Source organism: Brevibacterium samyangense (assembly GCF_039529845.1).
GTDB classification, from domain to species: Bacteria; Actinomycetota; Actinomycetes; order Actinomycetales; family Brevibacteriaceae; genus Brevibacterium; species Brevibacterium samyangense.
On sequence record NZ_BAAANO010000004.1, the window covers coordinates 57,388 to 81,814 of the forward strand.

Genomic DNA, 24,427 nt, shown 5'->3' on the forward strand with positions numbered 1-24,427 from the left:
TCCGACGCCTACGAGAGCGCGAAGGAGGACCGCCTGCAGTTCTGGGCCGACCGGGCCCGCGAACTCGTGAGCTGGGAGACCGACTTCAGCACCGTGCTCGACTGGTCCGATGCGCCGTTCGCCAAGTGGTTCGTCGAGGGCCGTCTCAACGTCGCGTACAACTGCCTCGACCGCCACGTCGAAGCGGGCAACGGCGACCGCGTCGCGATCCACTTCGAGGGTGAGCCCGGCGACTCGAAGTCCTATACCTATGCAGAACTCACGACCGAGGTGAGCAAGGCCGCCAACGCCCTCGCCTCCCTCGGCGTGAAGGCCGGCGACCGGGTCGCCGTGTACCTGCCGATGATCCCCGAGGCGGTCATCACCATGCTCGCCTGCGCGCGCCTCGGCGCCGCCCACTCCGTCGTGTTCGGCGGGTTCTCCTCGGACGCCCTGCGCTCGCGCATCATCGACGCCGAGGCGCGGGTCGTCGTCACCGCCGACGGCGGGTACCGACGCGGCAAGCCCTCCGCGCTCAAGCCCGCGGTCGACGAGGCCCTCGCCGCCGGGGACACCCCGGTCGAGCACGTCCTCGTCGTCACCCGGACCGGCGAGGACGTCCCCTTCACCGAAGGACGCGACGTCCGCTGGAGCGACCTCGTCGACTCCCAGCCGGAGACCCACGAGATCGAGTTCTTCGAAGCGGAGAACCCGCTCTTCGTCCTCTACACCTCGGGCACGACGGGGAAGCCGAAGGGCATCCTCCACACCTCCGGCGGGTACCTCGTCCAGGCGGCGTGGTCGATGAAGTCGGTGTTCGACCTCAAGCCGGAGTCCGACGTCTACTGGTGCACCGCCGACGTCGGCTGGGTGACCGGACACTCGTACATCACATACGGCCCGCTCGCCGCCGGTGCCACGCAGGTGCTGTACGAGGGAACGCCGGACTCCCCGCACCAGGGACGCTGGTGGGAGATCGTCCAGAAGTACGGGGTCACCATCCTCTACACCGCCCCCACGGCGATCCGCACGTGCATGAAGTGGGGCGAGGACATCCCCGCGAAGTTCGACCTCTCGTCCCTGCGCCTCCTCGGTTCGGTCGGTGAGCCCATCAACCCCGAGGCATGGATGTGGTACCGCCGCGTCATCGGCGGGGACACCTGCCCGATCGTCGACACGTGGTGGCAGACGGAGACGGGCGCACACATGATCGCCCCGCTCCCGGGAGTCGTCTCCCTCAAACCCGGATCGTCCCAGCGGGCGATCCCCGGTGTCGAGGTCTCCGTCGTCGACGACAACGGTGAACCCGTCGGCCCCGGTGGTGCCGGCTACCTCGTGATCTCCGAACCGTGGCCCTCGATGCTGCGCGGCATCTACGGTGACCCGGAGCGTTTCCGCGAGACCTACTGGTCCCGCTTCCCCGGGAAGTACTTCGCCGGTGACGGTGCACGCCTCGACGAGGACGGGGACGTGTGGTTCCTCGGACGCGTCGACGACGTCATGAACGTGTCCGGCCACCGCCTGTCCACCGCGGAGATCGAGAGCGCACTCGTGTCCCACGACGCGGTCGCGGAGGCGGCGGTCGTCGGAGCCACCGACGAGACCTCCGGCCAGGCGGTCGTCGCGTTCGTCATCCTCCGCGGAACCGCTCACGAGGACCCGGGCATGGTCGAGGAGCTCCGGGCCCACGTCGGCCGGGAGATCGGTCCGATCGCGAAGCCCAAGCGGATCCATGTGGTCGCGGATCTCCCGAAGACCCGGTCCGGCAAGATCATGCGGCGTCTCCTCAAGGACGTCGCCGACAACCGGGACGTCGGGGACTCGACGACGCTCGCGGATTCCTCGGTCATGGACCTCATCTCCGCCTCGGTGAAGAGCGACTGATCGTTGGCCCCGGTGAGGGGACGCGTTAGGCTTCTTCCCAGATAAGTCCCCTACGACTCTCACACGAGGAGATCGAATGTCCGAGCGCTCCATCACGCAGCTCCTGCAGGACCTCAAGACCGACGCCCAGGCGCTCGCGCAGGAAGAGACTGCGCTCGCGAAGGCGGAGGTCAAGGAGGGCGCGACCAACCTCGGTATCGGTGCGGGCCTGGCGATCGTCGCCCTGTTCCTGCTCTTCCTCTCCTCGTTCATGGCGCTCTTCGCAGGTGCGGCAGGGTTCCACGAGGGTCTCGGGTGGCCGTGGTGGGCGAGCTTCCTCATCGTGTTCGGCATCCTCGTCGTCATCGCGGTGGTCCTCGTGCTCGTCGCACTGCCCCTCTTCAAGAAGGGCAACCCGACCCCGGGCCGGGCGATCGACGGCGCGAAGACCGGAATCGACCTGCTCAAGCGCGCCGTGAAGAACGCCACCGCCTGAGAGGTTCGGTCCGGGCGTACGACGCACAGCGGGCCCCGCACTCGATCACCGAGTGCGGGGCCCGCTGGCGTGTGTGCGGCCGCCCGCCGTCCGCATACCGGGAATGCCAACGGATTCGCCCAGTCCAATCGTTTCCGTTTCCGTTCCGCGGAAGAGCAACAGAATCGATTGACCTGGGTGAATCCGTTGGCGTCAGCGGTTCGGGCACTGGTGCCGCCCTTCACAAGTGCAACTCCGCCCCTTTACGCGGGGCCACCCCTTTCACAGGTGAACGTCCTGATGAAATCCGGAATGAGACCGTCGTACACGCCGCGGGCCAGCATTGCGTCGAACCACCACAGGGCGACCCCCAGCGCAACTCCGATCAGGACCCATGTGAAGACTTTCATCCCGAAAGCCAGAGTGGACCTGTTCAGGCACATCTGGATGCTGATGAAGAACGCCAGTCCGATGGGGAGGACCGGGGCTTGGAATATCACGCGCAGGAACCGTGCCATCGCTACGGAATCAGTGCTGACGCCGCGACACGTTTCTTGGAGTATTTCTTGTGAGGTGGTGCCGAAACTCAGCATTGCCAACGCGAAGAGAATTGCGAGCAGAAGAGTTATGGCTACCATTCCCTCGAAGGAGGGACGCTGCGGTATCGCGCGTCCATTCGCTTCACGCTGTGACATTCGTCCTACCTCCCGCGAGTGCTCGCCATAATCTCCGCGTCGAAGTGTCGGCGCCCTCGCCTGCCGAGGTCGCTGCGGCGCGAATCTCTGCATGCCGGGAATGACGACGGTTTCACCCAGTCCAACCGATTGTGTTGCCGTTGCGCGGAACGGAAACGGATTGTGTTGCTCTCGTCGAAACCGTTGGGGTCATGCTTCGAAGCCAGCCGTCGCCCCTCGAGAACGCCCATGAATGCGCGAACCCCGGTACCTCTGTTCGAAGTACCGGGGTTCGGTGCGAAGAACTCAGTGCGCGCGGGCCTTGAGCCGGTTCATGTCGAGGATGACGACCGCACGGGCCTCGAGGCGCAGCCAGCCGCGACCGGCGAAGTCCGCGAGGGCCTTGTTGACGGTCTCACGGGAGGCGCCGACGAGCTGCGCGAGCTCCTCCTGTGTGAGGTCGTGGGCGACGAGAACGCCGTCCGGAGCCGGCTTGCCGAAGCGGGTCGAGAGATCGAGGAGGGCCTTGGCGACGCGACCCGGGACGTCCTGGAAAACGAGGTCACCGACGGTGTCGTTCGTCTTGCGCAGACGCTGGGCGAGCGCGCGGAGGAGGTTCATGGCGGCCTGCGGGCGTTCCTGCAGCCACGTCATGAAGTCCTCGTGCTTGAGGCTGAGGAGTTCGGTCTGCGACACCGCGGTGACGGTCGTGGACCGTGCGCCCGGATCGAAGAGGGCGAGTTCGCCGATGATCTCACCGGGACCGGCGACCGAGAGGAGGTTCTGGCGGCCGTCGGAGGACTCACGGCCGAGCTTGAGCTTGCCGCTCGAGACGATGTAGAGCTCGTCGCCCTCGTCACCCTCGCGGAAGAGCACCGTGCCGCGGCGCAGGCTGCGTGGCTTCATGAACTTGAGCAGCGCGCTCGTCGCCTCGTCGTCGAGTCCTGCGAAGAGCGTGGCGTTCCGTACCACTTCGATGTCCACGTGAGTGTCCTCCCTCAATACTGTGATCTCGTCCCCCAATGTACTCGCTGGATCGTGAAAAAGACCACGATTCCCGCCGGAGACCAGGCGTCCGTCTCGGATTCTAACGGGCAGAAGTGCCGATCACGGGGTCGAAGTGCTAATGGGGCCTGCTCGGGCCGGAGGTGGTCGTCACACACTGTGCCCCACCCGACATCCAGGCTCACGCCCGACATCCCGCCCTGCGGAGCGACGCCCGGCGACCTCCCGTCCCGCGGAACCCGTTCCGGCCTAGACTGGAACCGTGTTGACCGTGGCCCAGAAGAGTGCGCGCAAGTTCGCGAAGGAGACCCCTCTCGGCCGGACTCGCCGGGCCCGGAAGATCCACCGCATCCTCGCCGAGACCTATCCGAACGCCCGTTGCGAGCTCGATTTCCGCACTCCGTTCGAACTCCTCGTCGCCACGGTCCTCTCCGCACAGACCACGGACATCCGCGTGAACCAGGTGACGCCGAACCTGTTCGCGCACTACCCGGACGCCCACGCCCTCGCGCAGGCGGACCTCCTCCACGTCGAGGAACTCGTGCACTCGACGGGCTTCTACCGCGCGAAGGCACGGAACATCGTCCGCCTCGCACAGGAACTCGTCGAGCGCTTCGACGGCGAGGTGCCGGGCAACATGAAGGACCTCGTGAGCCTGCCGGGCACCGGCCGCAAGACCGCGAACGTCGTCCTCGGCAACGCGTTCGGCGTTCCCGGACTCACGGTCGACACCCACCTCGGACGCCTGGCCCGCCGCTTCGGGTTCACCTCCGAGGAGGATCCGCTCAAGGTCGAGGCGGATGTCGTCGCACTGTTCCCGCGCAAGGACCTCACGATGCTCTCGCACCGGATGATCTTCCACGGCCGCCGCATCTGCCACTCCCGGAAGCCGGCGTGCGGCGCCTGCCCGATCGCCGCCCTCTGCCCGAGCTTCGGCGTCGGCGAGGTCGACCCCGTCAAGGCCACCGCGATGCTCCGCTACGAGATGGCTCCGAAGGTCGGCGACACCTTCGCCGGCAAGTCCGCGCCGTCCGTCCCGGTCGACGCCGCCCTCATGCCCTCGGCTCCCCAGAGCCCACGGCCCACTACCTCGCCGAGGCGCCCCGACACACCCGGCACCACGCCGGCTCCGACGTCCACAGCCGCTCCGGCAACCCCAGCCGCGAACCCCGCGTCCACAACCCCCGAGGCCACGGGGGACGCGGCCTCATGACGGATCCCGCACGCGCCGCTCTCGAGGAGAAGCTCCCCGGTTCGATGGGCCACGAGCAGTGGTTGCGTCGTCGGCATGCGGCGCCCGGTGATGTCGTGCGGGACGCCGCCGTGCTCATGCTCTTCGGTCGCGGGACGCCGCCCCGGACGGAGGGCGGGCGCCGGGAGGTGGAGAGGCTGGAGGCCGCGGGCGCCTCGGACGTGGATGTGCTGCTGCTCCAGCGGGCCTCGCGCCTGCGGCACCACCCCGGTCAGGTCGCGTTCCCCGGCGGCCGCCGCGACCCGGAGGACGTCGACGAGGTCGCCGTCGCACTCCGCGAGGCCGAGGAGGAGACCGGGCTGGACCCCGCCGGGGTCGCGATCCTCGGCACGATGGATCCGCTCTACGTCCCGGTGAGCCGCTTCGACGTCACCCCGGTCATCGCCTGGTGGGAGAACCCGGTCGACGTCCGCCCGGTCGATCCCGGGGAGACCGAACACGTCTACCGGGTGCCGGTGGCCGACCTCGTCGCCCCGGGGAACCGCGGGACCTTCTCTCCCCCGGACCGCTCGTACTCGACTCCGGCGTTCGACGTCGAGGTCCTCCGGGTCTGGGGCTTCACCGCAGGCCTCCTCGAACACGCGCTCGACACCCTCGGGTGGGCGACGGACTGGGATCGGAACGCGCACATCGACATCCGGCTCTGAACGCCGGAACCCGGCGTTGTCGCGCTCCCGCGTCCCGTGTGGAGGCGGGACCGGCCGACCGGAGACGTCAGTCGATCAGCACGATCAGTCGACCGGCTGCCCGAGGTACTCGAGCTGCGCCTTGACGATCTGCAGGGCGGCGGGCTTCACGTTCTCCGGGACGTCCGCGTAGACGACGTCCCGAACGTCCTCCGCGGTCCGCGCCCCCTGGGCGAAAGCAGCCTCGACCTGGGCGATCCGTTCCTTCCGATGCGCGATGTAGTACTCGAGCACGCCCGCCGGGTCGTCGATCGTGGGCCCGTGCGCCGGTTCGATACGCGTGACTTCCCCGGACCGGACGAGCGCGAGAAGCTTCTCGAGGCTCGCGAGGTAGTCCCCGAGCGAACCTTCGGGGTGGGTGACGACGGTCGTGCCCTGACCGAGCACGGTGTCGCCGGAGAACAGCACGTCGCCGTAGGCGAGGCTGATGCTGTCCGCCGTGTGTCCCGGCGTCGTCACGACCCGCACCACGTCCGAGGCGCCCTCACCGAAGCGCACCTCGTCACCGTCGGAGACGGTCGGCACGTGCCGGGCGAAGCAGTCGAGGACCGCGTGGACGGGCACCTCGGGCGCCCAGGAGTCGATGCTGCCGAGCATCTCCGAGTGGTCGGCGTGCTGATGGGTGAGGACGATCGCGGCGAGTCGCGCGGACCCGACCTCTGCGAGGAACGCATCCCGGTGGTCCGGCATCTCCGGGCCCGGATCGATGAGGAGCGCCGAGGCGCCGTCCTCACTGCGGAGAACGTAGGTGTTCGTCCCGTCGAGCGTCATGGGCGAGGGGTTGTGCGCGCGGATGCGGCTGATGGAAGTCATAGCTCCACTCTTCGTCGAGTCGGACCGGGTCTGCCCTCATCCTAGGGTTCCACGCCTCGCTGTGCCCGCCCGGGGTGGCGGCTCACCTCCCGCGAACTACTCCCGCTCTTCGGGTTCTGCGTCCTGTTCGAACTCGAGGACGTCGTCGTCGACGAGCGACCGGGACTCCTCCTCCTGGGTCGCCTGCAGCACGGCGAGTTCGCGGAGACGTCCCCGCTCGGAGGGATCGGCACGGTGCCCGAGGGACACCCACCAGCGTCCAGCCTTGCGGATGAGGTCCGGTTCGAATGGGGCGAGGTCGCGCACTCGCGCCATCGCACTGCCGACAGTCGGAGTGTCCATGAGGCTCTCGCAGATGAGGCGCACGGGAGCGGAGATGTTGTCTGCACTGTCGGGATTCGCGCGTTCGAGGATCTCCGCCGGCCGTAGCCAGCCGCCCCACACCTCGTTCGGGGAACGGAGATCGACGACCTGGCCGTGGGGCACGCTCGCCAGGAAGAACACGGTGTCGAAACGCCGCAGCTGCATGGGCGTGTTGATCCACCTCAACCACGGCCGCAACAGGTCCGGGCGCATCCGCAGGTCGCGGTCCGCGAGGGCGGCCGCCAGGCCCGAGCCACGGGTGGCGAGGCGTTCACGCGCATTCGCGGGCGCCTCGGTGGACGCGACGAGCCGACCCTCGGAGTCTTCCGCGAGGAGCACGCCGAGGTGGGAGAGGGACGTTCGCACGGCAGCGGCGAACCATTGGAGTCCCCGGCTCGTGTTGTCGACGCGCAACGCACGTGCGCACCGCTCGGCCGACCACGCGGCGAGCGGCAGACGGCGGATGTCCGCTGCGTTGAGCGTTCCGCTCGGGAAGCCCCACCGACCGCGCTCGGTGTTACCGCGGGCATCGGACTGACGGGTCACGAAGGTCTGGAGGCCCTCCGAGGAGTCCCGGACGAGCACCACCGCCGAGGCGGGCGTCGGCACATCGGGGGCCGGTACCGTCCCGGCGCGGTGGAAGAGATCGAGCTGCTCTGCGAGTTCCGCCGAGACCGGCACTTCCCGCGGAGCTCGGTGCGACGGGCCCGCCGAGAACGGGCCCGTCGCACCGGAGGCGGTGAGACCGCGTGAGGGATCAGGCAGCATCCCCGGCGACCCGGACGATCATCTCGACCTCGACGGGGGTGTCGAGCGGCAGCGCGGCCATGCCCACGGCGCTGCGGGCGTGGACGCCCTTGTCGCCGAAGACCTCACCGAGGAGTTCCGACGCACCGTTGATGACCTTCGGCTGGCCCGTAAAATCGGGGGTCGAGGCAACGAAACCGGTGACCTTGACGACCTGTTCGATGCGGTCGAGGTCGCCGATGACGGACTTGATGGCCGCGAGGCAGTTGAGCGCCGCGGTGCGGGCGGCCGCATAGCCGTCCTCCACGGAGAGTTCGCCGCCGAGCTTGCCGGTCGCGGAGAGCTTCCCCTCGACGAGCGGGAGCTGGCCGGACGTGTACACGTGGTCACCGCTGCGGATGGCCGGGATGTAGGCGCCGGCGGGCGTGGCGACCTCCGGAAGGGTGAGGCCGAGTTCTTCGAGCTTCGCTTCGATCGTCGACATGAGCGATCAGCCCTTCGCGCGCTTCATGTACGCCACGGGGTTCGAACCGTCGGGCCCCGGAATGACCTGCACGAGTTCCCAGCCGTCCTCACCCCACTGATCGAGGATCTGCTTGGTCGCGTGGATGATGAGGGGAACGGTGACGTACTCCCACTTCTGCATTGCGTACTCCCTGATGAGGTGATGAATGACCGGAGCCGAGCACGGCTCGTGCTCGGCTCCGAGTGTATGTGATGACGGTCAGTCGTCGTCCTTGTCGTCCTTCTTCGGCTTCGACGGCGGTTTGTCGCCCCCACCACCGAAGTACTTCGACTCCGGTTTGTCGAAGGAGGTGTTGCCCGTCGTGTGGTCGAGCGCCTCCTCCATGTAGTTCGCCCACGTCTTGCCGGAGAAGGTCGCACCGTAGACCCGCCCCTTCACGGTGCCTTCGGAGTTCTTCGTCCAGTCACGGCTGCCGTCGGGGTCGCCGGTCCACACCGCGGTCGAGAGGCTCTTCGTGTAGCCGGCGAGCCACGTGGACCCGACCTCGAAGTCCGTCGTACCGGTCTTCGCTCCTGCGGGCTTGCCCGGATAGAGGCCGTTCGTCGTGCCACCGTTGAAGCCCTGGGTGAGGGCATATGCGACGGCCGTCGCGACTCCGGGATCGAGTGCCTCGCGGCACCCGGGATCCGGGACCGGGAGCTTGTCGCCCGCGGTGTTCGTGATCTCCGTGATCGGGGTGGGCGCGCAGTACGTGCCGCCGGAGGCAAAGACCGCGTAGGCGGCCGCCACGTCGATCGGCGCCACCTCGGTGATGCCGAGGACGGAGGCCGGAGACAGCGTCGGGATGTACCCGTTCTCGCCGACCGGCTCGTCGAGCGCCTGTCCGGTTCCGCGCTTGAGCCCGAGGTCCATCGCGGTCTCGAGAATGCCGCACATGTCGAGCTTGTTCGCCATGGCCGCGTACGCGGTGTTCACCGACTGCTTCGTCGCGTTGAGCGCCGTCATGTAACTGTTCGACGAGGAGTCACCGGCATTGTTCGGGCCCCAGGTCGCGCCGTAGGACAGATCCGTGCACCCACCGTACTTCCACGAGCTCATCGAGAAATCGCGCTTGGACGCGTTGATCGTCTCGTTGAGCCCGTGGCCCTCCTTGAGCCATTCCGCGAGCACGTACGGTTTCCACGTCGAACCGACCTGGAAGCCGTTCGCGCCGTTGTGTGCACGGTCGACGTTGTAGTTGATCTGGGTCTCGTAGTCCTCGCGACCGTCCTCGGGTTCGCTCACGGTGTAGTCGCGGTTCTGTGCCATCGCGATGACCGCACCCGTCCCCGGCTCGACCGTCACGAGGGCGTGACCGGCACCCGAGGCGTCGCCGACCGGGACGGTCTCCTTGACCTTCTCGTCCGCGATGTCCTGGATCTCCGGCTGCAGGGTCGTCTTGATCGTGAGGCCACCGCGCTGCAGCAACATCGCGCGTTCCTCGGGGGTCTCCCCGAAGACCGAGTCGTTCTCGACGACGCGCTGGACGTAGTCGCAGAAGTACGCACGGTTGCCCGCCGACAGGCACCCGTTCGGGGTCTCGTGGAGATCGAGTTCGAGCCCGGAGGCCTTCGCCTCGTCGTACTCCTCCTGCGTGATGAGCTGCTGTTCGAGCATGAGCTGCAGCACCACGTTGCGGCGGTTGACGACGCCCTCCTCGTTGCTCTGCGGGTTGTAGAGCGAGGGGTTCTTCACGATGCCCGCGAGCGTCGCGGCCTGGGCCACGTTGAGCTCGGACGCGCTGATGCCCCAGTACCGGTACGCGGCGGCCTCGACGCCGTACACGTTCGGCGAACCGGAGTAGTTGTTGATGTTCATGTAGCGGTTGAGGATCTCGTCCTTGGAGTACTTGTTCTCCACCGCCACGGCGAGTTTGAGCTCGCGGAGCTTACGGGCGTACCCCGCGGTGCCCTCGGTCTCCTTCGCCGCTTCCACGGCCTCCCGGTCGTCCATCGCGTGCGCGTTCTCGGCGAGGACGTTCTTCACGTACTGCTGCGTGAGCGTCGAACCACCCTGGGTGGTCGGCGCGAGGAGGTTGTGCACCGCGGCACGCGCGATGCCCTGGATGTCGACACCACCGTGTTCGTAGAAGCGGGCGTCCTCGACCGCGACGGTCGCCATCCGCATCGGCATCGAGATCTTGTCGAGCGGCACCTCGACGCGGTTCTGCCAGTAGAACTCCGCGATCGTCGAACCGTCGGCGGCGAGCATCACGGACTTCTCCGCGAGCGGTCGCTCCTCGAGTTCGGACGGGAGGGAGTTGAAGATCTCCACGCCGGTCTCCGCGGCGGCCGAGCTCGCGCCCACGGCCGGGATCGCGAATCCGGCGGCGACGATACCCGCCACCACACTCACGGCGATGAATTGGAAGAACGCGCTGATCTTCGACGGTTGCGACGGGGAGGGTGACACCATGCCCGCCATCGTACAGAAGAGGAAAAACGGGCACACCCAGAAAACCGCGGATCCGCGGGGTTCCAGAGTGCTCCCAGCCCGCTGTCACGGACCCGAGACCGAATCGTGACCGACCGCATGCCGCCGGTGGCGGCCCGAGCCCGTGCTACGGCCCGCGCCACTCGGGGACGTGCACGCGAGGGTTCACAACCGGGGAGGACGCCCCGGCACGAGGTCGTACACGCTCACCTCGGGCGGGCATGCGAATCGCACCGGAGCGAAGGGCGAGAACCCGAGGCCGGCGGACACGCCGACCGTCGTCCCCCGGTGCTCGAACACGCCGCGCGACCGGTCCCGCGGAAGATCACAGTTCGTCACCGGTGCGCCCCAGAACGGGATGCGGATCTGCCCGCCGTGCGTGTGCCCCGCGAGCACGAGGTCCGCCCCGGCCTCCGTGAACGCGTCGAGTGTCCGTACGTACGGCGCGTGGGTGACACCGAGGGCCAGATCGGACATCTCGTCGAACTCGGGATGCCCGGGGCCGATCTCGTCCCGGTTCATGTGCGCGTCCCCGAGTCCGGAGAAGGAGATCCGGTTCCCCTTGATCTCGAGCGGCACGTTCCGGTTGTCGAGGAACGTCCAGGCCCGCGACTCGAAGGCGTCGACGAGGTCCTCGGTCGGCAACGCGACCTCGCGGGCCTCGTTCGCCGCCGCGACCTCCGAGGGAGCCCGGAGGTACCGCGCGGGGTTCTTGAACTGCGGGGCGTGGAAGTCGTTCGAGCCGAGGACGAAGACGCCCGGGACGTCGAGCAGCGCACCGTAGGTCTCCACGACGTGGCCGAGGACGTCGCCGGCCATGTTGTCCCCCGTGTTCACCACGAGGTCCGGCTCGAGTGCCGACAGCGAGTTCACCCAGGTCATCTTGTGGTGCTGCCACGCGGTGAGGTGGAGATCGCTCAGGTGGAGCACCCGCATGGGCGTCGCACCCTCCGGCAGCAGCGGCAGCGTGAACCGCCGCACGCGGAACAGGTGCGGTTCGATCGCGGCGGCCCAGGTGAAGCCGAGGACACCCGCGGCCGCCGTGAGGCCGGCGGCGCGGAGCACTGTGGATCGCAGGGACGTCATGCATTCCATTGTTGCCGGGAGCATCCGGCCGTGGGGCACCCCGGGGGTGTGAGGTCCGTCGCCCGGCCGGCGCCTCGGGCCCCGTGCGGGCCCTCGGGCCCACCGCCGGACCCACAGCCGAGGCGCCCCACCGGCGGGCACCACCGGCACCGTTCAGCCGTGGGTGGCGGGGATCTCCCGCGCGGTGCGCCTGCGTTCGTGCCGACGCATCCGGCGCCGGCCGATGATGCGGCACACGACGTAGATGAGGAAGCTGATCGTCGTGACGAAGGGGCTGATCGGCACCACCGGGGACCCGAGGGCGATGAGGATGCCGCCGACCGAACTCGTCACCGCGAACACGACGGAGAGGACCGGCACGAGCACGGGATTCGCGCTCACCTGGGTGGCCGCGGCGGCCGGGGTGACGAGGAGCGCGAGGACGAGGAGGACGCCGACCACCTGGACGCTGAGGGCCACCGCCAGGCCGAGGACGAGCATGAACGCGATCATGAGCCCCGTGACCGGAACACCCTTGGCACGGGCGACCTCGGGGTCGAGGCTCGCGAACATGAGTGGACGCCACAGCACGAGCAGCACCGCGATGACGATGACGCCGCAGATCATGAGGAGACGGATCTGATCCGGCGAGATCGCGACGATCTGGCCCGAGAGCAGGCCGAACTTGCTCGCGGCGCGCCCGTCGTAGAGCGCGAGGAAAAGGATCGCGAGGCCCAGGCCGAAGGGCATGATGACGCCGGTGATCGCGTTCTTCTCCGAGTTCCGTGCACCCCCGACCCCGATGATGAGCGCCGCGAGCAGGGACCCGACGATCGACCCGTGGACGACGTCGTAGCCGATGAGGAGCGCGAACGCCGCACCGGCGAAGGAGAGTTCGGAGATCCCGTGCACCGCGAACGCGATGTCCCGGGACATGACGAACACGCTCACGAGTCCGCCGACGACGCCGAGGAGCGCTGCCGCGAGAATCGAATTGCGCAGGAGGGAGACGAGCTCCCCGTAGTTCTCGAAGGTGAAGAACTGGGTGAGATCCATCAGTGGTTCGCCTCCATGTCCCCGCCGACGACGATGAGGCGCCCGCCGGCCTCGACGACCTCGACCGGGGAACCGTAGAGGCGGGTGAGCGCCTCGGTGTTCATGACCTCCGACGGGGTACCGACGAGGAAGTGTCCGCCGGCGATGTAGAGCACGCGGTCGACGAAGGGCAGGATCGGGTTGATCTCGTGGGTGACGAAGAGGACCGCGGTGTCACGGGTACGGCGCTGTTCGTCGAGGAGCTCGGCGACGACACGCTGCTTGTCCATGTCGAGGGAGAGCAGGGGTTCGTCGCACAGGAGGATCTTCGGATCGCTGCTGAGCGCCTGAGCGATCCGCAGGCGCTGGAGTTCACCGCCGGAGAGCGTACCGATGGGCGCATCCGCGTACTCGGTCGCGCCGACCGCGGCGAGCAGGGCGTCCACCTTGCGTTTCTTCTCCCGGTTGAACCATCCGGTCCCCCAGTGATGACCGTCGAACCCCATGCGCACGAGGTCGCGTCCGCGCATCGGGGTGTGCGGATCGACGCCGCGCTGCTGGGGCACGTACCCGAGGTCCCGGTCCCCGCGGCGCACCTCGTGGCCGTTGATCCGGACCCGGCCGGAGGCGAGGCGGTTCTGGCCGAGCAGCACCTTGAGCAGCGAGGTCTTGCCCGTCCCGTTCGGTCCGAGGATGGCGATGAATTCCCCCGGAGCGACGTCGATCGAGAGGTCGTGCCAGAGGATCCGATCACCGAAGGAGAGTTCCGCGTCGTGGATCTCGAGCACCGGTGGCACGGGGCCGCCGGCCGTCGAGCCGGTGGAGGCGGTGGCAGTGGCTATGGGATCGCCGGGGCGCGCGGCAGCGCCCGTCCGGTGTGAGTGCGTCATTTGCTGCCAGTCTAGAACCGGAGTGTTTCCGGTCCGGGAAGAAGTCCGGGAAGAATGAGGTCAGTGCTCGTGCGCGCCGAGGGCGTCCTCGACGGCGGTGATGTTCCCACCCATCCACTCGATGTACGTGCTGTCGGCGGGCATCGTCTCGGTGAGGCTCACGACGGGAGTGCCCGCCGCCTCGGCCGCGGACCGGAGTTCGTCGGCCTGGGGACCGGCGGTCTGTTCGTTGTAGGCGAGGAGGACCGCCTCGCCGTCGGAGATCTGGGAGAGAGACTCCTGGAGAACGATCGGAGAGACGTCGTTCCCCTCCTCCACCGCAGCGAGGAACTCGGTCGAGGTGATGTTCTCCAGTCCCATGTCCTCGAACATCCACAGAGGCACCGGTTCGGTCGCCGCGACCTTCTCTCCGCCGTGCTCGGCGGCGATGGCCTCGAGCTGCTGGTGCAGGCCCTCGAGTTCCTCGGTGAGGGCAGCCCCGTTGTCCTCGAAGGTCTGTGCCTCGTCCGGCAGCAGCTCGCTCAGATGGTGGACGAGTTCCTCCGTGAGGACCTCCATGGTCGGCACCGAGTACCAGACGTGTTCGTTGAACTCGCCGTGGTCGTGATCTGCGTGGTCGTGGTCGTCGTGCGCGCCCTCGGTGGTGGCTGCCGCTTCCACCGTGCCGCCGGCCTCGGCGGACTCCTCTACGTGGCTCTCTTCGCCGTCCTCACCCGCATGGGCGTGCGAGTGGGGCTCCGAGGACGCGTCCTCGGAGCCGGGCAGACCCGAGAAGGAGACGATGTCGAGGACCTCGGGATCCGCCTCGACGGCATCGAGCATGGTCGTCATGAAGGCGTCGTAGCCGCCGCCGTTCATGACGACGAGGTCGGCCTTCGACAGCGTGAGCTGGTCCTGGGCGGTCGCCTCGTAGGAGTGCGGGTCGAGGTTCGGGTCGTCGATGATCGCCTCGACGTCGACGGCATCGCCCGCGACCTCTTCGACGATCGAGGCGTACACGTTCGTCGAGGCAACGACCGACAGCGCCCCGTCCTCGGCCGCGCCCGCGCTCCCGCCGCTGCCGCCCGAAGCGCACGCGCTCAGGCCCAGCGCGGCGAGGGTGAGAACGGGGAGCACGAGGCGGCGAGGAGTTCGCATGACACTTCTTTCGAAAGCAGGGCGGGGGTGTGGAACGTCGAGAACCGTACGCCCGCGGAATCCGTACGTACTAATGCCTATGCGTTTATGAACCCGACACCGCCCACGGCGGACGAACTGCTCAGCCCTTGCGGTCGGCGAGGAGCTTCGCGATCTGCACCGTATTGAGCGCAGCGCCCTTGCGGAGGTTGTCGTTCGACACGAAGAGCACGAGGCCCTTACCCTCCGGCGCCGACTGATCGGCGCGGATGCGACCGACGAAGCTCGGGTCCTGGCCCGCGGCCTTGAGCGGCGTCGGCACCTCGTCGAGAGCGACTCCCGGAGCATCCGCGAGCAGCTCCCGCGCGCGTTCGGGGGTGAGCGTGCCGTCGAACTCCGCGTGGATCGAGAGCGAGTGACCGGTGAACACCGGCACACGCACGCAGGTGCCGGCGACGCGGAGATCCGGGATGTCGAGGATCTTCCGCGACTCGTTGCGGAGCTTCTTCTCCTCGTCGGTCTCGTTCAGCCCGTCGTCGACGATCGACCCGGCGAGCGGCAGGACGTTGAATGCGATCGGCTCGGTGTAGACCTTCGGCTCCGGGAACGCGACGGCGTTGCCGTCGTGGGTGAGCGCACGGGCGTCGGCGACGACCGCCTCGGCCTGGGAGGCGAGTTCCTCGACACCGGCGAGGCCGGAGCCCGAGGTCGCCTGGTAGGTGGCGACCTGGAGGCGGGTGAGGGTCGCCTCGTCGTGGAGGACCTTGAGGACCGGCATCGCGGCCATCGTCGTGCAGTTCGGGTTCGCGACGATGCCCTTGGGCACCGAGTCGAGCGCGCCCGGGTTCACCTCGGAGACGACGAGGGGCACCTCGGGGTCCATGCGCCAGGCAGAGGAGTTGTCGACGACGGTGACGCCCGCGGCCGCGAAGCGCGGCGCCTGCGCCTTCGAGGTGGCACCTCCGGCGGAGAACAGCGCGACGTCGAGGCCGCTCGGGTCCGCGGTCGCGGCGTCCTCGACGAGGATCTCCTCACCGCGGAAGGGCAGGGTGGTGCCGGCGGAACGGGCCGAGGCGAAGAACCGGATCGAGGCGATCTCGAACCCCGGGTCCTCCTCGAGAAGGCGACGCATGACGCCACCGACCTGGCCGGTCGCGCCGACGATTCCGATATTCAGTGCACTCATCGTCCGGTACCTCCGTACACGATCGCTTCGATCTCCTCGGCGTCCAGGCCGTAGGCGGTGTGGGCGGCGCGCACGGCCTCGTCGAGGAGTTCGGCGCGGGTGACGACGGAGATCCGGATCTCCGAGGTCGAGATCATGTCGATGTTGATGCCCGCGTTCGAGAGCGCCTCGAACAGGGTCGCGGTGACGCCCGGATGCGAACGCATGCCCGCACCGATGACCGAGAGCTTGCCGATCTGGTCGTCGTACTGCATGGACTCGAATCCGATCGAACCCTTCGCGTTCTCGAGCGCCGTGATCGCCTTCGCCCCGTCGGACGCCGGCAGGGTGAAGGAGATGTCGGTGCGGCCCGGATCCTTCGTGGAGATGTTCTGGACGATCATGTCGATGTCGATCTCCTGCGCGGCCACGGTCTTGAAGATCTCCGCCGCCTTGCCCGGGGTGTCCGGGACACCGACGATCGTGAGCTTGGCCTCGGAGCGGTCGTGCGCGACTCCGGAGATGATTGCCTGTTCCATGGATTCTTCCGTTTCTGCCGCGGCACCTGCTACGGCCGGCGTGGGGCGGAGGTCTTCGGGGATGGGCTTGTCGGTGACCCAGGTTCCCTGGTGCTGGGAGAAGGACGAACGCACGTGGACGGGGACCTGGTAGCGCCGCGCGTACTCGACGCAGCGGAGCATGAGGACCTTCGCGCCCGAGGCGGCCATCTCGAGCATCTCCTCGTAGGAGATCATGTCGATCTTGCTCGCGGCCGGAACGATGCGCGGGTCCGCGGTGAACACGCCGTCGACGTCCGTGTAGATCTCGCACACATCCGCTTCGAGGGCGGCGGCGAGTGCGACCGCCGTCGTGTCGGAACCACCACGGCCGAGCGTCGTGATGTTCTTCGTCGTCTGGCTCACTCCCTGGAACCCGGCGACGATCGCGACGTTGCCCTCGTCGAGCGCCGAGCGGATACGGCCCGGCGTGACGTCGATGATGCGGGCGCGGCCGAACTGTTCGTCGGTGATGACCCCGGCCTGGGAACCGGTGAAGGACTGCGCTTCGTACCCGAGGTTGGCGATCGCCATCGCGAGGACCGCCATCGAGATGCGTTCGCCGGCGGTGAGCAGCATGTCGAGCTCACGGGCCGGCGGGACCGGGGAGACCTGCTCGGCGAGGTCGATGAGTTCGTCCGTCGAATCCCCCATCGCGGACACGACGACGACGACCTCGTGACCGGCCCGGCGGTATTCGACGATTCGCTTCGCCACGCGCTTGACCGAGGCAGCGTCTGCGACGGAGGATCCACCGAATTTCTGGACGACTAGGCTCACTGCGGTCACTTTCCTGGAGGGTGCGGGACACGGCGAACCACGCCTGCCCGGCGCGGTTCGCGTCTCATTGTAGGGGTGGGACTCCGGCACGGGACCGGCGGCCCGTCATACGGATTCACCGGTCACCGTGAACAGGTCTCCGGGCTGGCATCCGAGCGTGTCACAGAGGGCGACGAGGGTACTGAACCGCACGGCCTTCGCGCGGTTGTTCTTGAGCACCGAAAGGTTCGCGAGGCTGATCCCGACCGTCTGCGAGAGCTCGGTCAGGGTCATGCCTCTGGCCTCGAGGAGTTCGTCGAGGTGGCACTGCACCCGGACCTCGTCCGCGCCCTCGTCGGGGCTGAGGGTGGTGGAGCTCGTCCGCGGCACCATCACACGACCCCTTCGAGTTCTTCCTCCGCTTTCCGCCCCCGTAGTTGGGCCCGCCGGAGGATGTCGGAGAGAGCGCTCAGGCAGATGACGAGGAGGGGGACGAGGACCGAGGAACCGAGCGCCCCGCTGTCGAGGACGTCCGTGGCTCCGAGATCACGAGCGACCATGTTCCGCCCGAAGATCGTGAGCAGGAGCCAGCCGAGCCACAGGCCGATCGCGGACCAACTGAGGGCGAGAACCCATGTCGAGACCCGTGCAGTGAAGAATTCCCCATCGAGCGCGAGTTTCATCGGCCGCAGTGCGAGGACCACGACGAGGGTGACGCCGAGGAGAAGAACGAGGTCCCGCGTCACGAGCATCGCCACTGTGGAGGTCGCGAGGTCCGCCGTCGACAGCGCGAGGGTGAACCGGTCCCCGACCGCGACCGTCGCGGATCCCACGGTCACATCGAGCGCACCTTCCGACATCGGGGCGTCGTCCGCGAGAGCGAAGGACTCCACGAGCCTGCCATCTCCGAGGACCGTGACGAGGCGCCGGATACCGTCCGCGAGGAAGACGAAGAGGAACACGAGCGGGAGCGCGATCGTCGCAGCGCGAGAGACGGCCTCACCCGCTCGCTCGGTGCGTCCCGGATTCGCCATCCGATGCTCCATCTCCGCTCGCAGGCGCTCCTTCTTCGAGCCCGTCGGGTTCACGAAGCCCTCATTCATGTCGTTGTCCGGCTGTGTCATCGTTCGGTCTCCTCTCTCGTGGACGGGCGTGGTGTGCTCAGCGCACCGAGGGGCGCCTCGGCGGTTGCGCGGGTGATGGCTCCGAAGCGGATGCCGAGCCACAGGCTGAGCGAGCCGGTGGCGATGATGAGGAACTGGACGATCGTCGCCATGCTCTCGCCGCGGATCTGGAGATTCGCGGTACCGAGGTCGTGGGCGGCGAAGGTCTCCCCCACGGTCGAGAGCACGCAGAACAGTGCGAATCCGCCCACGGCGGTCCACGTCACCCGGGCGAGGATGCGCAACGGCTTCGGCTCGTACACGAGTCCGAGGCGCATCGCCCGGACGCACTTCGCCCACAGGACCGCGACGACGATCGCCACGACCGTGCGTGCGACGTCCGCGGCGATGAGGAAGGTGATCGCCGGAGCACCGAGGGAGCCGAGGGGAACGGCGACCGTGGTCCAACCGTGGACACTCGCCTGCAGTCCCGCGACGACGACCGTCGCGTTCGCGTCGGGTTTGAACCCCATCTGGAGGGGGATCTCGCGGTGGATGATCACGTGCCCGACGTCGCCGATCATCGCCATCGCGACGACGAAGGCCATGACGAACAACCAGAATCCGAGCCCGGAACGGGGCTGTCGCTGCTGCGCGTTCATCCCGAGGCGTCCTTCGCGGAGTCGGTTGCGCCCGCATCTTCCGCCTTCTCCTGCTTCTGCTGCGTACGCGAGGCCTTCCAGCTGCCCCAGAACGCGAGACCGAAGACGATCGCGATGCTCACGAAGATCGCGTACTTGTCGATCTGTCCGACGAGGTCGACAGCGGGCTGCCCGATCGCGTAACCGATCCACGCCATGATCGACGCGACCACGGCCGAGCTCGCCACGTTCGCGGCGAGGAATGCCCACAGTCGCATTCCGTTCCAGCCCGCGACGAGCATGACGAGCGCCGCCGGGACGCCCGGCAACGGGGCGATGAAGACGAGGAGCACGAGGACCCACGAGGGCAGGCTGCGCAGGCGCGCCACCCACTTCTGCTGGTGCTCGGTGCCGGCGAACAGGCGCATGATGCCCTCGCCCCACCGGCGGCCGGCGAGCCAGAAGATCCAGTCGAACTTCGCGGAGCCGATGGTGCCGGCGAGGATCACGACCCACAGCGAGACCTCGCCGACCCCGGCGAATGCACCCGCGGCACCGATGACGGTCTTGCCGCCGGTGACGAGCTCGAGGAGCACGGGCGCCTTCGCGATCATGAAAGGCCGGAACGGCATCATCACGAGGTAGAAGGCGGTGATCCCGAAGATCGAGCCGAAGAGGATCTTGTCGAGCCTCGTCGGCCGGTCCTTCCACGGCTTCATCGTGGCCCACACCTCACCCCAGGTCTGGGGCTGGGCGGGGGCGGGGTTCCCCTCAGGGCCCCCTTCGGTGCCGGCAGTGGGTTCGGCGGTGGGTTCGCCGGTGGGCTCGGAAGGAGCGGAGGNNGCCTCGGCGGGGCTGGGGTCAGTGGGGTCGGGGGTGGGGTTCTCGGGAACCGTCATGGAGGACTCCAGGGGTGAGCCGCGCACTGCAGGGGTGCCGGAGCACGCGGGCGTTTATCGACTATCGATATGTTTATCGATAGTCGATAAGGAGTCAAGAGGTGGTTCCGGGCTCAGCCCTTCTCGAGGCGTTTGCGCTCGAAGTACCCGGCACCCCGGGCGGTGAAGGTCGCCATGCCGACGGAACCGTGGACGCGCACGAGCGGATACCCGTCCTGCGGAACCGCGGACACCTTCGACTTCACCGTGCCCCAGCTCGAGGACAGACGATCGATGTTGACTCCCCAGGTCTCCGGCACGACGATCGTCGCCATCCCCATTCCGGAGGTGACCTCGACGTCGATCTCCCGCAGCGGCGTCGTCACCTCGAGGAAGTTGATCTCCGCGGTCGCGGCGACCGGCTCGAGGCGAATGAACGGTGGCGGATTCCAGCGGCCGGTGCGCTTCTCGTTCTCCCAGGTCGCCCGGAGCACGAGGGGATCCGCGGGGTGGTGGCCGGGTTCGTCCCCGGTCGCGAGCGGCCCCGCGGCATAGGGCTGGAGCGAGGCACCCGGAGCCTGGTGGACCGCGCGGAACTCCTGCTGCTTGCGGACCGCGGAGGACGGCGGCGGGACCGGGAGGTCGGCGACGACGGCATCGAGGTCGACGTAGAACTTCGCGTTCACCGTGCGTTCGATCCGCTCGGTGAGTTCCTCGGTGTCGATGCGCCCCTCCGCCGCGGCGTCGCGGAGGATCTCGATCACCTCGTCCCGCTCCGCGTGACCGATCCGGAGCGTCCGTGCGGGATCGTGCGCAGCAGCGTCGTCAGCAGACGCGCCGCGTTCGGGATCCGGCGTCGGAGCAGGGGTGAAAGGGGAGTCACTCATGAACATCAAAAGTAGTGTCCGTGGGTCCACGTAGGCTAGTGGACGTGTCGACAGCCCTGTACCGCCGCTACCGCCCCGAGACCTTCGACGAGGTCATCGGGCAGGACCACGTGACCACTCCGCTCAAGGCCGCGATCGCGAACGGCAGGATCAACCACGCCTACCTGTTCTCCGGCCCCCGCGGCTGCGGCAAGACGACGTCCGCCCGGATCCTCGCCCGCTGCCTCAACTGCGCGGAGGGCCCCACACCCACACCGTGCGGGGTGTGCGAGAGCTGCCGCGACCTCGCGAACGGCGGCCCCGGCTCGCTCGACGTCGTGGAGATCGACGCGGCGAGCCACAACGGTGTCGACGACGCCCGTGACCTGCGCGAACGTGCCGTGTACGCTCCGGCACGGGACCGCTTCAAGGTCTTCATCCTCGACGAGGCCCACATGGTCACCCCGCAGGGCTTCAACGCTCTGCTCAAGCTCGTCGAGGAACCGCCCGCGCACGTGAAGTTCGTCTTCGCGACGACGGAGCCGGAGAAGGTCATCGGCACCATCCGCTCGCGCACGCACCACTACCCGTTCCGGCTCGTGCCGCCGGAGATCCTCACCCGGTACATGGACGAGTTGTGCACCCGGGAGAACGTCCCGGTCGGCAAGGGTGTGCTGCCGCTCGTCGTGCGCGCCGGCGGCGGTTCGGTCCGTGACTCGCTGTCGGTCCTCGACCAGCTCATGGCCGGCGCCGGAGCGCAGGGCATCGACTACCCGACTGCCACCGCGCTGCTCGGATACACCCCTGACTCCCTCCTCGGGGACATCGTCGACGCCTTCACCGCCGGTGACGGCGCCGGGGTCTTCCGCGTGGTCGACCGCGTCATCGAATCCGGCCAGGACCCGCGTCGCTTCGTCGAGGACCTCCTCGAACGCTTCCGCGATCTCGTCATCGTCGGGGCCGCCCCGGACGCCGCCCACGCGATCCTCCCCGAGGTCCCCGCGGACCGCCTCGAACGCCTCAAGCAGCAAGCGCTCACCGCGGGTCAGGCCGAACTCTCGCGCGCTGCGGACCTCCTCAACAGCGGACTCACCGGCATGACCGGTGCAACCTCGCCCCGGCTGCAGCTCGAACTCATCTGCGCCCGGATCCTCCTGCCGGCTACCGAGGGAACCCGGTCCGCTGCGCTCACGCGCATCGAGCGCATGGAGCGCCGGATCGGCATGGGGCCGACGGGGCAGATGCCACCCGGCAGCGCCGTCCCTGCCGCCCCCGAGGCGCCCGCAGGTGGCACGGCCCCCACCGGCGGCGCAGAGCAGCAGCCCGCCTCCGCGCCGTCGCCCGGGCCGGAGCAGCCCGGAAACGGGATTCCCGGGGCGGGGCAGACCGCCGCGGCACCGGCTTCGCCGAAGACCTTCGACGACGACCTCGATGCCTTCGCCGCGGCGACCGCTGCCGCCGAGTCCTTCCTCTCCGAACCCGAGGAACCTGCAGCACCGGCGCCGAACGCCGCCGCTTCCGCACCGGCCCAGGGTTCGCCCGCGCAGGGTTCGCCCGCACCGTCCTCGCCCGCGCAGGGTTCGCCCACGCCGGGTTCGCCCGCGCAGAACGCGACCCCGCCGTCGGACACCCCCGCTCATGGGGTTGCTGGAGTTCCCGGACGCCCGGCGCAGGACGGACCCTCGCAGGAACGACTCCCACAGGGAGAACCGGCGCACGTGGCACCGGGTGCACCCGCAGATCGTTCCGCGCAGTCGGCACCCGCACCTCAGCAGGCATCCGACCCTCGAGCAGCGTCCGCACCACGGACGCCCGATGGCCGGACTCCCGCTGCCGGGCCCCCGGCCGGCGGATCGCCGGCCCCCGGTCGGAACTCCGCAGGCGATCGGACCCCCGCAGGCGGCCCGCCGTCGGCTCCCACCCCCGGTCCGTCCCCGACCGAGCCCTCGGCACCGGCACCTGCCTCGGCTCCGGCACCTGCCTCGGCTCCGGCAGCCGCCTCGGCTCCGGTCGAGTCGTCGGCGCAGCCCGGCGGCGCGGAGATCGATGCGATCCGCCGTGCGTGGACGGATGTCCTCGACGCCCTCGGCCGGCGCAGCAAGCTCGCCCGCGCGACGCTCAGCTCGAACGCGGTCCCACAGGCCTTCGAGAACGGGGCACTGCTCCTTGCGTTCAACAACCAGGGCGCGGTCTCGAGTTTCTCCCGCAACGCGAACGACCGGAAGCTCGCCGAATCCCTCGAGGAAGTGCTCGGGATCCGCGCCGAGGTGCGGATCGGAGGCGTCGGAGAGGCATTCCTCTCGCAGACCCCGGCGCCGGGCACCGGACCGGGAACGGGCACCGCAGGAGGACCGGGGCAGAACCGCGCGCCGGCGAACGGCCGCGGCACGGGCCCGCGGGGTCGTTCCGGTCCCTCGCAGGAGGAGATCGACCGCGTCGTCGGCCCGCGCGAGGCCGATCGCGAACCGGTCGACCATTCCCGTCACTGGCAGTCCGCTGACGACGTTCCGCAGGAACCGTCGCCCTCCGCACCCGATCGCCCGCACGGCGGCCGGGCCCGGAGCCCGCACTCCGGCGACGACTCGGAGGGCTCTCAGGCGCCCGACCGCGCCCCTGACTCCGTCGTCACCGGATCCGCGGTGGACGAGTGGGCGGCACCCGCGGACCAGTGGGCACCGCCGGTGAACGCAGAGCCTGCGTATGCAGAGTCTGCGAATGCGGAAGATCCCGCACACGAGGCAGAGCCTGCGCACGAGCGGGAGGCGCCCGAACCGGGACCCGCCGCGGCGTGGTCGTCCCCCGCGGACCCGGAACCGTCCCCTTCCTGGGAACAGGCACCTTCCTCGGAACAGGCCCCGTCCCGGGAACAGTCCGGCACGGGAACCTCTCCCTGGGCAGCCGACTCCGCTTATCCCGCGGACCCGCGGTTCGACACCGACCTCGGCACCGGCACCGGCACCGGCCACGAAGCCGGCATCGCCGAGGACCACTACCCGGAGACCGCGACGAGCGCCGGCAGTGGCGCCGTCGACATGGGTGTCGTCGTCGTTCCTCCCCCGGTCGACCTCGAGGACGGCTACGGCGAGGAGGAGGACTCCCCCGGGTTCGACACCTCGGTTCCGTCCGAGTACGGGATGGACGAGCCTGCGTCGAACGAGCCCGCGGCGAGCGGGGCGGACGCGGTCATCGGCAGTAGGCATCCGGACACGGTGCCGGACTCCGCGGACAACGGGATTCCCGACGACCTCGATTTCCTCGGAGCCTATGCGGACGAGGACATCTCGTTCACGCATACTCCCGTCGAGCCGCAGGAACCCACCACCCCGGCGGTCGACCCGAACAATCCGTTCACGCAGCTCGCGGCCCGGCACGCGGAGGGTGCACCCGTCCGGGTGCCCGCACCGGCCCCTGTCCGGGAAGAACCTCCGGTGCCGGAGGAACCCTATGAGGACTTCGATCCGGATGCGGACACGGACCTCGCAGAAGCGCCCCAGTTCGGGGTCCCCGTGGTCGAGAAGATCCTGGGCGGAGTCGTCATCGAGGAGCGAGACCAATGA

Annotated in this window: 23 protein-coding genes; 5 read left to right on the top strand and 18 right to left on the bottom strand. The window is 68.7% G+C overall.

Going from position 1 to position 24,427, the window contains the following annotated elements; translation table 11 throughout:
- Positions 1-1,863, top strand: a 1,863-nt coding sequence (gene acs, locus ABD172_RS01580; protein WP_344306338.1) for an acetate--CoA ligase, incomplete at its 5' end; no start/stop codon positions are given.
- Positions 1,864-1,939: 76 nt separating this feature from the next.
- Positions 1,940-2,338: a phage holin family protein gene (locus ABD172_RS01585; RefSeq protein ID WP_344306340.1), complete on the top strand. Its 399-nt coding sequence runs from the start codon at positions 1,940-1,942 to the stop codon at positions 2,336-2,338.
- A 242-nt stretch (positions 2,339-2,580) separates the two neighbouring features.
- Here the strand turns inward: ABD172_RS01585 and ABD172_RS01590 are convergent, their stop codons facing one another.
- A complete protein-coding gene (locus ABD172_RS01590) occupies positions 2,581-3,012 on the bottom strand; it encodes a hypothetical protein (protein ID WP_344306341.1) in 432 nt (143 codons plus the stop codon).
- A 285-nt stretch (positions 3,013-3,297) separates the two neighbouring features.
- Complete coding sequence (locus ABD172_RS01595) at positions 3,298-3,975, bottom strand: Crp/Fnr family transcriptional regulator (protein WP_344306343.1); 678 nt, start codon at positions 3,973-3,975, stop codon at positions 3,298-3,300.
- A 283-nt stretch (positions 3,976-4,258) separates the two neighbouring features.
- On the opposite strand from ABD172_RS01595, the gene nth reads away from it, so the two are divergent.
- Positions 4,259-5,209: an endonuclease III gene (gene nth / locus ABD172_RS01600; protein ID WP_344306345.1), complete on the top strand. Its 951-nt coding sequence runs from the start codon at positions 4,259-4,261 to the stop codon at positions 5,207-5,209.
- On the top strand, positions 5,206-5,895 hold the full coding sequence (locus ABD172_RS01605; RefSeq protein WP_344306347.1) for an NUDIX hydrolase: 690 nt from the start codon (positions 5,206-5,208) through the stop codon (positions 5,893-5,895). Before nth ends, ABD172_RS01605 begins: the two co-directional genes overlap by 4 nt.
- Positions 5,896-5,979: 84 nt before the next feature.
- Here ABD172_RS01605 and ABD172_RS01610 read toward each other — a convergent pair whose 3' ends face one another.
- The 16 genes from ABD172_RS01610 to ABD172_RS01685 form a co-directional block, all read right to left on the bottom strand.
- Positions 5,980-6,747 (bottom strand): MBL fold metallo-hydrolase, encoded by a 768-nt coding sequence (locus ABD172_RS01610; protein ID WP_344306349.1) that lies wholly within the window; start codon positions 6,745-6,747, stop codon positions 5,980-5,982.
- Positions 6,748-6,843: 96 nt separating this feature from the next.
- Positions 6,844-7,791 carry an NUDIX hydrolase gene (locus ABD172_RS01615; protein ID WP_344306351.1) on the bottom strand — a complete coding sequence of 316 codons (948 nt, stop codon included), beginning with the start codon at positions 7,789-7,791 and terminating at the stop codon, positions 6,844-6,846.
- Between the two features lie 76 nt (positions 7,792-7,867).
- Complete coding sequence (locus ABD172_RS01620) at positions 7,868-8,341, bottom strand: RidA family protein (protein ID WP_344306352.1); 474 nt, start codon at positions 8,339-8,341, stop codon at positions 7,868-7,870.
- A gap of 6 nt (positions 8,342-8,347) precedes the next feature.
- Positions 8,348-8,503 carry a Sp36 family protein gene (gene sp36, locus ABD172_RS01625; protein WP_344306354.1) on the bottom strand — a complete coding sequence of 52 codons (156 nt, stop codon included), beginning with the start codon at positions 8,501-8,503 and terminating at the stop codon, positions 8,348-8,350.
- A gap of 78 nt (positions 8,504-8,581) precedes the next feature.
- On the bottom strand, positions 8,582-10,777 hold the full coding sequence (locus tag ABD172_RS01630; RefSeq protein ID WP_344306356.1) for a transglycosylase domain-containing protein: 2,196 nt from the start codon (positions 10,775-10,777) through the stop codon (positions 8,582-8,584).
- A 183-nt stretch (positions 10,778-10,960) separates the two neighbouring features.
- Complete coding sequence (locus ABD172_RS01635; RefSeq protein WP_344306358.1) at positions 10,961-11,881, bottom strand: metallophosphoesterase; 921 nt, start codon at positions 11,879-11,881, stop codon at positions 10,961-10,963.
- 153 nt (positions 11,882-12,034) lie between these two features.
- On the bottom strand, positions 12,035-12,916 hold the full coding sequence (locus ABD172_RS01640; protein ID WP_344306360.1) for a metal ABC transporter permease: 882 nt from the start codon (positions 12,914-12,916) through the stop codon (positions 12,035-12,037).
- A complete protein-coding gene (locus tag ABD172_RS01645) occupies positions 12,916-13,785 on the bottom strand; it encodes a metal ABC transporter ATP-binding protein (protein ID WP_344306362.1) in 870 nt (289 codons plus the stop codon). Before ABD172_RS01645 ends, ABD172_RS01640 begins: the two co-directional genes overlap by 1 nt.
- Positions 13,786-13,845: 60 nt before the next feature.
- A complete protein-coding gene (locus ABD172_RS01650) occupies positions 13,846-14,922 on the bottom strand; it encodes a metal ABC transporter solute-binding protein, Zn/Mn family (protein WP_344306364.1) in 1,077 nt (358 codons plus the stop codon).
- Between the two features lie 121 nt (positions 14,923-15,043).
- Complete coding sequence (locus ABD172_RS01655) at positions 15,044-16,087, bottom strand: aspartate-semialdehyde dehydrogenase (protein ID WP_344306365.1); 1,044 nt, start codon at positions 16,085-16,087, stop codon at positions 15,044-15,046.
- Positions 16,084-17,403, bottom strand: a complete 1,320-nt coding sequence (locus tag ABD172_RS01660) for an aspartate kinase (protein WP_344306366.1) — start codon at positions 17,401-17,403, stop codon at positions 16,084-16,086. The genes ABD172_RS01655 and ABD172_RS01660 overlap by 4 nt, the downstream gene beginning before the upstream one ends.
- A 105-nt stretch (positions 17,404-17,508) precedes the next feature.
- Complete coding sequence (locus ABD172_RS01665) at positions 17,509-17,775, bottom strand: helix-turn-helix domain-containing protein (protein WP_344306368.1); 267 nt, start codon at positions 17,773-17,775, stop codon at positions 17,509-17,511.
- Entirely contained in the window at positions 17,775-18,506 is a 732-nt protein-coding gene (locus ABD172_RS01670; RefSeq protein ID WP_344306370.1) for a hypothetical protein, read from the bottom strand. Before ABD172_RS01670 ends, ABD172_RS01665 begins: the two co-directional genes overlap by 1 nt.
- Complete coding sequence (locus ABD172_RS01675; RefSeq protein ID WP_344306372.1) at positions 18,503-19,147, bottom strand: hypothetical protein; 645 nt, start codon at positions 19,145-19,147, stop codon at positions 18,503-18,505. Before ABD172_RS01675 ends, ABD172_RS01670 begins: the two co-directional genes overlap by 4 nt.
- Positions 19,144-20,025 carry a VTT domain-containing protein gene (locus ABD172_RS01680; RefSeq protein ID WP_344306375.1) on the bottom strand — a complete coding sequence of 294 codons (882 nt, stop codon included), beginning with the start codon at positions 20,023-20,025 and terminating at the stop codon, positions 19,144-19,146. Before ABD172_RS01680 ends, ABD172_RS01675 begins: the two co-directional genes overlap by 4 nt.
- Positions 20,026-20,138: 113 nt before the next feature.
- Positions 20,139-20,891: a DUF1707 SHOCT-like domain-containing protein gene (locus ABD172_RS01685; protein WP_344306377.1), complete on the bottom strand. Its 753-nt coding sequence runs from the start codon at positions 20,889-20,891 to the stop codon at positions 20,139-20,141.
- A gap of 44 nt (positions 20,892-20,935) precedes the next feature.
- Between ABD172_RS01685 and ABD172_RS01690 the strand changes: the two genes are divergently transcribed.
- On the top strand, positions 20,936-24,427 hold the full coding sequence (locus ABD172_RS01690; RefSeq protein WP_344306379.1) for a DNA polymerase III subunit gamma and tau: 3,492 nt from the start codon (positions 20,936-20,938) through the stop codon (positions 24,425-24,427).

Bases quoted from the DNA above. Each gene is read 5' to 3' on its own strand.
- ABD172_RS01585 (WP_344306340.1), top strand. From the start codon at position 1,940: ATGTCCGAGCGCTCCATCACGCAGCTCCTGCAGGACCTCAAGACCGAC.
- ABD172_RS01590 (WP_344306341.1), bottom strand. From the start codon at position 3,012: ATGTCACAGCGTGAAGCGAATGGACGCGCGATACCGCAGCGTCCCTCC.
- ABD172_RS01605 (WP_344306347.1), top strand. From the start codon at position 5,206: ATGACGGATCCCGCACGCGCCGCTCTCGAGGAGAAGCTCCCCGGTTCG.
- ABD172_RS01610 (WP_344306349.1), bottom strand. From the start codon at position 6,747: ATGACTTCCATCAGCCGCATCCGCGCGCACAACCCCTCGCCCATGACG.
- ABD172_RS01620 (WP_344306352.1), bottom strand. From the start codon at position 8,341: ATGTCGACGATCGAAGCGAAGCTCGAAGAACTCGGCCTCACCCTTCCG.
- sp36 (WP_344306354.1), bottom strand. From the start codon at position 8,503: ATGCAGAAGTGGGAGTACGTCACCGTTCCCCTCATCATCCACGCGACC.
- ABD172_RS01630 (WP_344306356.1), bottom strand. From the start codon at position 10,777: ATGGTGTCACCCTCCCCGTCGCAACCGTCGAAGATCAGCGCGTTCTTC.
- ABD172_RS01635 (WP_344306358.1), bottom strand. From the start codon at position 11,881: ATGACGTCCCTGCGATCCACAGTGCTCCGCGCCGCCGGCCTCACGGCG.
- ABD172_RS01640 (WP_344306360.1), bottom strand. From the start codon at position 12,916: ATGGATCTCACCCAGTTCTTCACCTTCGAGAACTACGGGGAGCTCGTC.
- ABD172_RS01645 (WP_344306362.1), bottom strand. From the start codon at position 13,785: ATGACGCACTCACACCGGACGGGCGCTGCCGCGCGCCCCGGCGATCCC.
- ABD172_RS01650 (WP_344306364.1), bottom strand. From the start codon at position 14,922: ATGCGAACTCCTCGCCGCCTCGTGCTCCCCGTTCTCACCCTCGCCGCG.
- ABD172_RS01655 (WP_344306365.1), bottom strand. From the start codon at position 16,087: ATGAGTGCACTGAATATCGGAATCGTCGGCGCGACCGGCCAGGTCGGT.
- ABD172_RS01665 (WP_344306368.1), bottom strand. From the start codon at position 17,775: ATGGTGCCGCGGACGAGCTCCACCACCCTCAGCCCCGACGAGGGCGCG.
- ABD172_RS01670 (WP_344306370.1), bottom strand. From the start codon at position 18,506: ATGACACAGCCGGACAACGACATGAATGAGGGCTTCGTGAACCCGACG.
- ABD172_RS01675 (WP_344306372.1), bottom strand. From the start codon at position 19,147: ATGAACGCGCAGCAGCGACAGCCCCGTTCCGGGCTCGGATTCTGGTTG.
- ABD172_RS01685 (WP_344306377.1), bottom strand. From the start codon at position 20,891: ATGAGTGACTCCCCTTTCACCCCTGCTCCGACGCCGGATCCCGAACGC.